Source organism: Robinsoniella sp. (assembly GCF_034124845.1).
On sequence record NZ_JAWYAJ010000391.1, the window covers coordinates 1 to 2,989 of the forward strand.

At 42.2% G+C, this 2,989-nt stretch carries 3 protein-coding genes; all 3 read left to right on the plus strand.

The genetic code is table 11. The features are described 5' to 3' along the window. Positions 1–122: 122 nt before the first annotated feature. Entirely contained in the window at positions 123–896 is a 774-nt protein-coding gene (locus ACH2DQ_RS19460) for a hypothetical protein (protein ID WP_395027938.1), read from the plus strand. Positions 897–905: 9 nt separating this feature from the next. Further along, positions 906–2,330 (plus strand): polysaccharide biosynthesis tyrosine autokinase, encoded by a 1,425-nt coding sequence (locus ACH2DQ_RS19465; RefSeq protein ID WP_394915475.1) that lies wholly within the window; start codon positions 906–908, stop codon positions 2,328–2,330. A 1-nt stretch (position 2,331) separates the two neighbouring features. Continuing rightward, positions 2,332–2,989, plus strand: a 658-nt coding sequence (locus ACH2DQ_RS19470) for a hypothetical protein (protein ID WP_395027940.1), incomplete at its 3' end; no start/stop codon positions are given.

The following is a 2,989-nucleotide window of genomic DNA, read 5'->3' on the forward strand; positions in this document are numbered from 1 at the left end:
TTTCACTGGGATTTGGCGTATATGAGGGATATCAGATGCAGCAGAAGCGGGATAACACCGGTCCGGAACTTAACTGAGACAATGAGGAAATATCAGCTTCCATTAATGCAGGGAACGAAGAGATGATCAAAGGAATAAAAGCCATCGATGGACAGGATGGAGATGTTACGGATTCCCTGCTGATTGAGAGCATCGAAAAAAACACGTCAGGTGCGGATAATGAATTTTTGATATCTTATGCCGCTTTCGATCAATCCAATAATATTGGGGTGGTCACAAGAAAATTACATTATACAGATTATCACAGCCCCAGATTTTCCATCAGCAGCCCTCTTCGATTTTCCAAAAATGAAGACATTTCTCTGGTGCAGTATGTAAAAGCAGATGACTGCCTGGATGGTGATATCAGTCCATTTATTAAAATCGATGGAGAAGATAAATTTGACGAAGATCCCAAAGAAGGGATCTACGACTGCATGCTGCAAGTGACAAACAGCGTTGGGGATACCTCATCGCTGCCTGTGAAGGTGGAAATCTATGATGACAGTTATGAGGAAAGAAACTTTGTTCCGAAGATTATGCTAAAGCAGTACGTGCTATATCTTTCCAAAGGAGATACCTTTGACCCCGCAGAATACCTGGATTATGTATATGATCAGATGACGTTAAGCATCGATTATGGTCCCATGGTCGGTATAAAAGAAAATGGAAAAAAGCGAGAGGTCACAGAGGCGGAAGCAAAAGAGAAGTCCGGAAAATGGGTCAATATATCCAGGATCAAATATACATCTGATGTTGATACCGGAAAAAAAGGCAATTACGCTGTCGTATATACGTACACCACAGACAGCCAGGAGTACACCTGCAATGCGGAGCTTCTGGTGGTAGTAGAATAGGAGGCAATTATGGATTATGACAATCATCAGGAGGAAGCAAAGGAATCCGGAATTGATTATATATCAATCGGGAGGACATTGCTGAAAAATATTCCATACATATTGATGCTGGCATTTACTGTTGGAGTTTGTTTTTTTGGAATTTGGAACCGGCTCAGACCAAATGAGTATGTATCAAAAATGAACATGGTTGTAATATCCAGGGATAACACACTCAGTTCATTAGGGGAATATAACATAGCCAACGTAGTGGGAAGATGTGTCAGCTCCCTGAACAGTGATGTTTTGGGCAGCCGGGTACGGGAAGAACTTGGAAGCAGCAAGCTTCCGGGAACTATACATGCAGAAAGTGTGGAAGGATCCAACATGATTCTGCTGGAAACCAGGGCTTTAAACGCGGAGGATTCGTTCCGAATGATGTCGGCAGCTTTAAAAAATTATGCCAAGGTTTCTTCTTATCTGACAGGAGGCTATCTGATGGAGAAAATCGGTTCCCCTCTGGCATCTAAGATTACCTGTGAGCCGAACAATGCCATGGCTCTTGCCATAACGGTTTTCATTCTGTTTGCCATAGTCGAAATGAGTATGATGAGTGTAGCCAGCATTTTCAGCGGTAAAATACAGAATGCCATACAGGCAAAGAAACTGATAGATGCTGATTTTCTGGGAGAGATACACTTTGAAAATAAATATACCAAAAAGAGTATTTTACTCTCGAATCCTACCGTCAGCTTTACTTATTCCGAAGAGATGAGCAAAACGTCAACGATGCTTCTGCGCAAGCTGGAAAAGAGCGGCGACAAAACTTTTATGGTTACCAGTGTTATGGAGAACGAAGGGAAATCTACCATCGCTGCAAACCTGGCACTTAAGCTGGCGTCCAGGGGAAAAAAAGTGCTTCTCATAGATGCAGATATGAAGAAGCCGGCGTTGTACCGGATCTTAGACCGGGAAATCCCGAAAGAAAGGGATATCAACGCATATCTGGAGGGAAAAGCTTCTTACGATGATATTATTTTCCGGGAGAAAAACGGCTTGGTAAACTATTGTTTTTCCACGAAAACAATTATGGAGAGCGATATTCTGCTTAAAAATGAGAAAGCAAAAGAATTGCTGGCGAAGGCAGAAGAAGAGATGGACTATATTATACTGGATGTTCCCCCGGCTGGTATTATTCGGGATGTGGAAGTACTGGCGGCCTATATTCCTCAGACAATTCTGGTGATCCGGCAGAACATGGCAAAGGCAAGAAATGTAAATGACATTATTGATTTGTTAGAGCGGGGGGGCACAGAAGTCACCGGGTTTGTATTGAATGCGGTATGTTCCAGAGTTGTAGGCAAAGCGGGAGCAAAGATTTACGGATATAAGAAGTATTATGGAAGATATGACAGAGGTCCGGTTCATAACCATGATGTGAAGGTGAGGAATTAACATGCAGTTATACAATGACAAAATAGACATCATATATGATGACGAGAAAGTCCTGGACATAAGAAACTTTATAGATAATATGCTGAATGGTTTCAAGCGTTATAAGATCCAGCTACTTCTTCTTTTCCTTTTTATATCAGGCGGGATATTTGCCCTAAAGACTTTAAAATATACCCCTTTGTACCAGGCGAAGCTTACTTATGTGGTGACGAAGACAGGAGATGCGGCAACAGATGTTATGATTACCGGGCGGCTGAGCCAATCCTTTCCGGATATTCTGGCAAATACCGGTTTATCAGCCGATATGAAGCAGTATATGCAGATAACCCAGGAGGATAAACTCCCGGGAAGTATCCGCATGTATAATACCAGTTCCTCGAATATGCTCAATGTAACAATCACTTCCGGGGATTATCACCAGGCAAATGGAATGATGGATGCCTTTCAGGAGGCATATCCGGAATATGCATCTAAAAATGTAGGAACGGTAGAACTCAGTGTTATTGATTATACAGCGGCTTCTGAAAAAGCGGTAAATCCATATCCGCAGATCAAATACATACTTATGGGCATTATAGCAGGCGGATGCGGTGTTTTTTTGATACTGGGGATTTATGCCCTTACTAGAAAAACGATCCGCAGGGAGTCGGATATGAAAA

Excerpts from the sequence above, each read along its gene's own strand:
- ACH2DQ_RS19460 (WP_395027938.1), top strand. The coding sequence starts at position 123 with ATGATCAAAGGAATAAAAGCCATCGATGGACAGGATGGAGATGTTACG.
- ACH2DQ_RS19465 (WP_394915475.1), top strand. The coding sequence starts at position 906 with ATGGATTATGACAATCATCAGGAGGAAGCAAAGGAATCCGGAATTGAT.